Origin of the sequence: Bacillus cereus group sp. BfR-BA-01350 (assembly GCF_022663775.1) — a bacterium.
GTDB lineage: Bacteria > Bacillota > Bacilli > Bacillales > Bacillaceae_G > Bacillus_A > Bacillus_A paranthracis.
The window spans coordinates 1-8,447 of record NZ_JAKUGD010000026.1; the positions used below are offsets into that span (position 1 = coordinate 1).

The following is an 8,447-nucleotide window of genomic DNA, read 5'->3' on the forward strand; positions in this document are numbered from 1 at the left end:
AGCGTTCATCCTGAGCCAGGATCAAACTCTCCAATAAAGTTAGTTTGTCTAGCATCTAAAATAAAAATTGACGTTTCACGTTGTTTGTTTCGTTCAGTTTTCAAAGAACTTGTCTGCCGCTCATTTGCGACTTCCTTATGTTAACATCTTCGTTAGTTAATGTCAACTAAGTTTTTTATTTCGTTTGTCGCTTTCGACGTTATTGTCATCGGCGACTTGTTCTATATTACACTTCTGTACTCTAATCGTCAATACTTTTTATCCTTTTTATTTTATAAATTATAAAGTTTTTTATACTCCTTCCCAAAAGATTAATAAACTAGTGTAGTCATTTTTATAATCGACAGTTTCTACTTTATAAAGAATGAATATCAAGCCACACAAATATATATTAAAAGTAGCTTTTTTATTTCGGTTACATTCACAATTATCTCCTACCACTTCTCTCTAGGAATTATAAATACATCCTACATTTACTAAAATCTAATTACATTAGGAGGCGTTATGAAATGCATGCTAATAAGAAAATCATTTATGTATCCCATGATGCCCATTTCCACGGAGCACAGCTGCTTTCTTTACATACTATTAAAGCCCTTAAAGAAAACTTTCATTACTCCGTCGCAGTTATTTCTATTGGAACCGGTATTTTAATCCACGATTTTCAAAAGTATGGTCCTGTTTATTGCCTAGAGGAAGACTACCCAACGGAAGAAAAAGTCGAATTATTAATAAAGAAGTTATTATTAAAAGACTATACCATCGCCATATGTAGTACCGTCATAAGTGGTGATATAGTTGCATTACTAGCTAAACATAATATTAAAGTTATTTCATTAATACATGAATTGCCGCATTTAATACAACAGTACTCTGCTGAGGGAAAAGCAAGAAACATTGCCCAATCTGCTCACAAAATTGTCTTCCCTTCACAATACGTGTATGAAAAATTCCGTACAATCACCCAATTAGATCATCAAAAATGCCACATTCTCCCTCAGGGCTTGTTCAACCATAATCCTTATAAGAAAAATATTGCACAAGCGAGAAGCGATTTACGAAAAAAGCACAATCTGCCTCTCGATAGCAAAATCATCTTGGGGGTAGGTTTCGCTGATCATCGAAAAGGAATAGATTTATTCTCACTTATTGCTTACTCAGTAAGAAAGATGCATACGAATATTCATTTTATCTGGGTTGGGACAACAGATGTTCATTTTTTTAATACAATCTCCCCAAGATATACAGCGCATTTCACATTAGTGGACCCAACTCCAGATATCGGTTTATATAACGCCGGTGCTGATTTATATTTATTAACTTCAAGAGAAGATCCTTTTCCAAACGTAGTTTTAGAAGCATTAGATACAAAAGTCCCTGTTATAGGGTTCAAAAACGCTGGAGGTTTTGAAGATGTTGTTACGGAACAAACCGGCGCATTAGTAGACTATTTAAACTTACCTATGATGCTGGAAAGAATATATGAACTTATCGGGAATGAAGATTTACGATTACAAAAAGGGACCTTTGGCCAAGAACTTATTGAAAGAGATTTCTACTTTCTTGATTACGTTTATCAATTATTAAACTTGCTTGAGCATAATTATAAAAAAATAAGCGTCATTGTACCGAACTATAATTACGAAAAATACTTACCGGAACGAGTTAAATCAATATTAACTCAAACCTATCCCCTTTACGAACTAATTTTCCTAGACGATGCCTCTACTGACAATAGCGTATCTATATTTGAAAAGCTGCTCTCAAATGAAAATAAACACCACCTGAAAGTTCAGCAGATTATTAATGATAAAAATTCTGGTTCTGTATTTAAACAATGGATAAAAGGTGTCTCTGCAGCAACCGGTGATTATATTTGGATTGCTGAGGCCGATGACTTATGTGATCAGACATTTTTAGAAGAAGTAATACAAGGGTTTCATATAGATAGTGATGTTGCCTTAAGCTACACACAATCAAAACAAATAGATGAACAAGGAAATATCTTGGCCAATCATTATTTGGATTACACAAATGATATTGATAAGGAAAAATGGCAGAGTTCTTATATCCGAAAAGGGATAGATGAAATACAAGATACGTTACTTATCAAAAACACCATACCTAATGTCTCAAGTGTAGTTTTTAAAAACATAGATATAAAAACAATAGCAAAACAATTGCAAAAGTTTAAAATAGCTGGTGATTGGTTTTTCTATGTTTCTCTCCTTAAAGAGGGGAACATTTATTTTAATCCAAAACCTCTAAACTATCATAGACGACATACAAATAGCGTAACAAGAACAGAAGATTCATATTCCCATTACAGTGAAGTTGTACAAATGCAGAATTTCATTAAAGACACCTTTACTATCGACGACATTTCAAAAAAGAAAATGTATGCATATAGAAAGTACCTTGAAACATATTTGAAGGTTTAATTATATATTTTCTTTATCATCAGTATCTCTTTTAAGACATTACTATTATTTAAGGGGTGTTACTCTTTGAAAGAATTTATAGAGGCAAATAAACATTTGATTTCTCAAATTGCACAAAAATACAATGTAAGTGCAAATATCCACCCAGAGGATCATATCTTTCAATTCCTTGTCACAAATCCAGTCTTTCCATCTAAAAAAGAAGCAATAGATTATTATTTTAAAGATGGAAGAAAATCAGCAGAAACACTCTTAGATTTAATTACTTCCTTTTATCCTCCTGTAGACACTCCAATTCAATTATTAGAATTCGCATCCGGATATGGCTGCGTAACACGTCATTTATTAAATCAGCAAACGAACTTAAGTATAACTACTTGCGATATACACGAAGAGGCTATTACTTTTATTGAAAACACATTACATACTTCATCTCTATTATCTCACCCTGAACCAGAACAAGTAAAATTAGCCTCGTCTACGTATGATATCGTTTTTTGTCTATCCTTTTTTTCTCATATGCCTGATACAACTTGGTTTCGTTGGCTTCAGACATTGTATAACGCTGTTTCCCCTGGCGGCTTATTCATTTTCACAACTCATGGATATCAAAGTAAAAAGTACTTCGGCTTTCCCGCTTTAAATGAACGGGGTTATTGGTTTCTTCCCTCTAGCGAACAACTCGATTTAGATGTTCATCAATACGGGCAAACGATCGTTAGCCCCTCTTACGTATGTGACAAAATTAAATTATTACCTTATAATCCTATTATCAAAAAATACACTGAAGGTTTTTGGTGGGAACATCAAGATCTTTGGATAATAAAAAAAGAAATAAAATAATAAACCACGCTCTACTTATACAGAAGTAGGGCATGGCTTATTATTTTTTACTATATAAGAACTCTTCAATCCATAGCTTATTTAATCTAATTCCACTTTTGAAATCCACTTTCGGTTCCCAATTACATTCTCGTCTTACTCTATCTATATTTAAAATGATTTTTTGAACGTTTTCTTGCTTTTGTTTATAGCAGATAAAGTCCACTTTTCTTTCCGTTAATTTCTCCAATTCTACTATAATTCGTTTTAAAGAGAGACCCTTTCCGCTGCCTATATTATACACACAAAATTTCAAGTGATTTAATTGCGATAGTTGTATAGTAACTTCCACTAAATCATCGATATAAATATAATCTCGAATAATTTCTTGTGGATTCCCATATATATTAATCTTTTCATTACTGAGATGCTGATACAAAAAACAATTTATTGCTCCAACTTTCTTTAACGGGTTTTGATATTTTCCATACGGATTAGAATATCTACATACAACATAGTCCATTCCATATTTTTTCTTATAAAAGTACAAATAATTTTCAAGCGACACCTTTGTTATTCCATAAGGAGAAAGTGGTTTTAATGGATGTTCCTCATCAATAGGCAGATATTCCGGTTCACCATAAACTGTGCCTCCAGAAGATGCTAATACGATTTTTTTAATGGGGAAATTTTTAGCACTTTCCATGAAATTAAGAAAAAAAAGGCTACTGTTTATATCTCCGAAAACATCTTCAATTGAAGTTGTTACATTAGACGTTGCAGCTAAATAAATAATAATATCCACATTCACTAAGGCTTTATATATATCTTCAACATTTGCTAAATCACCTTTAATAAATTCAACCTCACTTATAATATTTTGAGGAAAATTATTTATATGTCTGGAAAATACTTTTACATTTTGGCCTTTTTTCAATAAACCTAATGCGAGGTTAATACCAATGAAACTATTTCCACCTACTATTAAATAATTATTCTTCCGCATAATATCCTCTCTAGTAATAAGATTTTTGCTTATCTCACCTAGAAATACAAATAAATAAACTTAGTCAATTCTATTATTGAGTCTCTTATAATTGTATGCCCCTTATAAATTTTCATTATCTTTATTTTATATTTCCCCTTTAGAATCACTACCTTATTTAAGCCGCCCGAAAAAACATTCATAATATTTACTCATTCCTATGAATATATTGGATTAGTAAAAGCTTTCCCCTTCTCCATAAATAAAACTTTCAAAAAGGAGCACTACATGTATGAAGAATGTAAATCAAGAGCTTTTAAATCATGTAATTCTACATAAACATCGAATCCCACATTTCCATAAAGACTTTCCCCTTATACTATTCTGGAGCCATAGAAGCGGATGCACTACTTTAGCTAATTGGTTCTTTTTTCAAATCGGATTGTTTAATGAAGCAAAGAAATACCATGACTTTATTCATTACTATGAATTCTGGGTGTATAAAAACAACACCAACTACATACCAGAGTTACAAAATGGGCTTTTAACAGCAGAAAAAGCTGTTTGTAAACTTGTACGAAATCCCTATACAAGGGCCGTCAGCTCATTTTTATTACTTGCTGACAATCCATATGCAATTCCTCAATGGGAAAGTATCCGCCAGTATTTATATAATGACAAATATAGTAACCGAGGAATATCATTTAAACAATTTTTATATTACGTTCGAGCATTAGGTCCCAATTCCGTAGCAATGGACATACATTTTAGTCAGCAATACGTTCCGGGTGAAGAAAATTTCATCCAACACTATATTCCTTTAGAAGATTTTAATACACAAATCACCAAAATAGAACATACGTACGATTTGGTTAAATCTAATTTAGCGCTACTTACAAATTCAAATCATCATCGCTCTCATAAAATGATGTATACAGGAAACTATGCAGAGCTCAGCATTACAGATGCCGCCTTTCCTCGCTTTCCGACATATAAAAGTTTTTATGATGAAGAAACAATGGCGTTAGTTACAGAAATATATGCACAAGACTTTGAAATGTATCCGTACACGAAAGGGATATTTTAAATTGATACATTCTTCAATGAATAAAAGCGAATGTATCGCATAGCATAAAGTGAAACTTTAATTAGAGTGGGGTTCTCTCCCGCTAATTATTGACGCATATGCCATATGCATTTTTTACACAGGAGTGATGTCATGTGGAAGGTAATTTGAAACATAATAACGGATATTGTGTTATTTGTGAGAAGGAAGCTACATTTATAGAGCATAACGATTGGCTTAGAGATCACTACTTATGTTCTACATGCCACTCTATACCAAGGCAGCGAGCTTTAATTCATGTTTTAAATACATTTTTTCCGAAATGGGGTTCCTATCATATTCACGAATCCTCACCTGGGGGGATTACAACTCAACTACTAATAAAAAACTGCAAAAACTATACATACTCTCAATACTTTAAAAACTATCCTCTTGGCCAATACTTTCAAGGGATTAGATGCGAGAACTTAGAAAACATGACTTTCCAAAATGGATCTTTTGATTTGTTCATTACTCAAGATGTCTTTGAACATGTAATGGAACCAAACAAAGCCTTTAAAGAAATAGAGCGTGTATTAAAGCCTGGCGGTGCTCATGTTTTTACTGTCCCTTGGTACCACACGCTTCCAAAAACTTTGCAAAGGGCAAGAATCAATGAGGATGGAATTGAGTATATTGAAGAGCCAATTTATCACGGAAATCCTATTGATGAGAATGGGTCTTTAGTAACATTTGATTGGGGCCAAGATATGATTGAATATATTTATACACATGCAAATATGTATACCCTAGTTTATTTACAAAAGGATAAATCACTGGGCTTAGATGCTGAATTTTTACATGTTTTTATTAGTAGAAAACACGAATATAATTTGGAGGTTAACAAATGAATAACTTTAAGTTAGGAAGTGATTTTGATAACCTTGTTAGTCCACTTTCTGATGTTGAACTTCTAAATCTATTTATACAAAGTTGTTCACAAACAAAGATAAATGGCATCCCAGTACCTATGTTCCCTCCTGAAGAAATTCAACAACAGTTTGTAGGTGCTTCCTATGAACATGCTCTTTATGAAGCATATTTGTTTTATAGCCATGTAAAAACATATGCCCAAAATTTGGGTGTTCCCTTGAATAAAGAACGTAAAATTTTAGACTTTGGTTGCGGGTGGGGAAGAATTATACGCTTTTTTTTCAAAGATGTTCGCGATGAAAATTTACTTGGGATTGATGTAGATCCAGCAATGATTAATATTTGCAATGAAACGTTAGGAAGAGGAATATATAAAACCGCCAATCCACAACCTCCTGTAGAATTTATTAGTGACGATTCATTGGACATCATATTCGCTTATTCTGTATTCTCACATTTATCCGAAGAAACTGCAGAACATTGGATAAAGGAATTTTCAAGAATTCTTCGTCCAGGTGGAATCTTCATCGCTACAACACAAGCACGCTATTTTCTCGATTACTGTCAACAATTCAAGGAGCACCCTGAATTTATTCAAACGGGTTGGCATAAAACTTTATCTCAAGCTTTTCCAGATATAAATCGGGCCATCTCGGATTATGAAAGCGGCAATTTTGTCCACAGTCCTACAGGAGCCGGAGACGTTAGAAATAGTAGCTTCTACGGAGAAACCGTTATACCTAGAACTTATATTAAAAATCACTATGAGAAGTATTTAAAGCTACGGGACTTTTTTGATGATGCAAACCGATTACCCCAAGCCCTATTTGTTCTCCAAAAAGATTAACTCTTTTCTTACATGGTAATGCACATAATTTTATAATGAAAATCACTTTTCATCTCACCCATATATATTAAATCACCCAAGATTCCTCTATCGAGCAAACTGTAAACTCGATTCAAAAAATCAAAAGTAACTTCCCACCACTTTGAACTACGAAGAACATAAGGGGGATATACCTTGAAAATTATTGCTTTTTACTTACCACAGTTTCATCAAATAAAAGAAAATGACCGATGGTGGGGAAAAGGTTTTACTGAATGGACAAATACTAAAAGTGCACGGCCTTTATTTTCAAAACATTATCAACCTAGAGAACCTTATCAAGACTTTTATTATGACTTAACGGACCCATCCGTAAGAAAGTGGCAAGCAGAAATCGCTAAAGCACACGGCATATATGGTTTTTGTTATTACCATTACTGGTTTAAAGGAAAAAGGCTATTGGAGACACCCTTTAATGAAGTACTTAAGACGGGCGAACCAGATTTTCCATTTTGCCTTTCTTGGGCAAATGAACCGTGGACAAAAACTTGGGATGGTCTTGATAGTCATATATTAATGCCTCAAAATTATGGAGAGTTATCGGATTGGAAAGAACACTTCGACTATTTATTACAAGCTTTCCAAGATGAAAGGTATATTCGTATAGATGATAAACCACTATTCATTATTTACCGTCCTGGGCATATCCCTGACTGTGAGCAAATGCTTAATTACTGGAATACACTCGCACAAGAAAATGGTTTGAAAGGTATATACTTTGTAGAAACATTAAACAGCTTCCCACTTCCTAATATAAATGGGTTCGATGCTAGCATTCAATTCGAGCCTTTTTATACAATTGCTCATGATAGCTCTTCAGACATAAATAAAACAATATATGAGTCTGGTAAACAAATAAACGCTTGGGATTATGATAAAGTTTGGATGTATATACTAAAGCGATCTCCTCCAGAGAAAAAAACATTTCCCGGTGCCTTTGTTGACTGGGACAACACAGCACGCCGCAAAGACTTAAATAGTAGCATCTTCCTAGGCTCTACTCCTGAGAAGTTTACGATATATTTAAGTAAGCAAATCTATCGTACCTATTCTCTTTACAACAGCGAGTTTTTATTTATGAATGCTTGGAATGAATGGGCAGAAGGTACTTACTTAGAACCAGATAAAAAGCATGGATTCGCCTATTTAGAAGGAGTTAAGCAAGCAATTAGTAGAGGTATGAAAGCATACAAAAAAGACGAGTCATTCTGACTCGTCTTAAGCTTGCTTGGCGACGTCCTACTCTCACAGGGACAAGGTCCCAACTACCATCGGCGCTAGAGAGCTTAACTTCCGTGTTCGGTATGGGAACGGGTGTGACCTCTCTGCCATCAT

Annotated in this window: 7 protein-coding genes and 1 rRNA gene; 6 read left to right on the top strand and 2 right to left on the bottom strand. The window is 33.7% G+C overall.

Annotation, left to right across the window (positions count from 1 at the left end; genetic code table 11):
• Positions 1 to 509 precede the first annotated feature (509 nt).
• On the top strand, positions 510 to 2,441 hold the full coding sequence (locus MR147_RS26530) for a glycosyltransferase (RefSeq protein WP_242304879.1): 1,932 nt from the start codon (positions 510 to 512) through the stop codon (positions 2,439 to 2,441).
• 66 nt (positions 2,442 to 2,507) lie between these two features.
• Complete coding sequence (locus MR147_RS26535) at positions 2,508 to 3,284, top strand: class I SAM-dependent methyltransferase (protein WP_074542547.1); 777 nt, start codon at positions 2,508 to 2,510, stop codon at positions 3,282 to 3,284.
• A gap of 40 nt (positions 3,285 to 3,324) precedes the next feature.
• Here the strand turns inward: MR147_RS26535 and MR147_RS26540 are convergent, their stop codons facing one another.
• Entirely contained in the window at positions 3,325 to 4,269 is a 945-nt protein-coding gene (locus MR147_RS26540; protein ID WP_001230823.1) for an NAD-dependent epimerase/dehydratase family protein, read from the bottom strand.
• A 271-nt stretch (positions 4,270 to 4,540) separates the two neighbouring features.
• Here MR147_RS26540 and MR147_RS26545 point away from each other — a divergent pair, with 271 nt between their 5' ends.
• The 4 genes from MR147_RS26545 to MR147_RS26560 all read left to right on the top strand — a co-directional run bounded on the left by MR147_RS26545 (position 4,541) and on the right by MR147_RS26560 (position 8,324).
• Positions 4,541 to 5,335 carry a sulfotransferase family 2 domain-containing protein gene (locus MR147_RS26545; RefSeq protein WP_242304880.1) on the top strand — a complete coding sequence of 265 codons (795 nt, stop codon included), beginning with the start codon at positions 4,541 to 4,543 and terminating at the stop codon, positions 5,333 to 5,335.
• Between the two features lie 134 nt (positions 5,336 to 5,469).
• Positions 5,470 to 6,204 carry a class I SAM-dependent methyltransferase gene (locus MR147_RS26550; RefSeq protein ID WP_242304881.1) on the top strand — a complete coding sequence of 245 codons (735 nt, stop codon included), beginning with the start codon at positions 5,470 to 5,472 and terminating at the stop codon, positions 6,202 to 6,204.
• Positions 6,201 to 7,073, top strand: coding sequence for a class I SAM-dependent methyltransferase (locus MR147_RS26555; protein ID WP_242304882.1), 873 nt, complete (start codon positions 6,201 to 6,203; stop codon positions 7,071 to 7,073). Before MR147_RS26550 ends, MR147_RS26555 begins: the two co-directional genes overlap by 4 nt.
• A gap of 174 nt (positions 7,074 to 7,247) precedes the next feature.
• The gene (locus MR147_RS26560; RefSeq protein ID WP_000691010.1) at positions 7,248 to 8,324 is read left to right on the top strand and encodes a glycosyltransferase WbsX family protein; all 1,077 of its coding nucleotides are present in this window, start codon (positions 7,248 to 7,250) and stop codon (positions 8,322 to 8,324) included.
• A gap of 14 nt (positions 8,325 to 8,338) precedes the next feature.
• Here MR147_RS26560 and rrf read toward each other — a convergent pair.
• Positions 8,339 to 8,447, bottom strand: a 5S ribosomal RNA gene (gene rrf, locus MR147_RS26565); the annotation flags it as partial.

Bases quoted from the DNA above. Each gene is read 5' to 3' on its own strand.
- MR147_RS26540 (WP_001230823.1), bottom strand. From the start codon at position 4,269: ATGCGGAAGAATAATTATTTAATAGTAGGTGGAAATAGTTTCATTGGT.
- MR147_RS26545 (WP_242304880.1), top strand. From the start codon at position 4,541: ATGAAGAATGTAAATCAAGAGCTTTTAAATCATGTAATTCTACATAAA.
- MR147_RS26555 (WP_242304882.1), top strand. From the start codon at position 6,201: ATGAATAACTTTAAGTTAGGAAGTGATTTTGATAACCTTGTTAGTCCA.
- MR147_RS26530 (WP_242304879.1), top strand. From the start codon at position 510: ATGCATGCTAATAAGAAAATCATTTATGTATCCCATGATGCCCATTTC.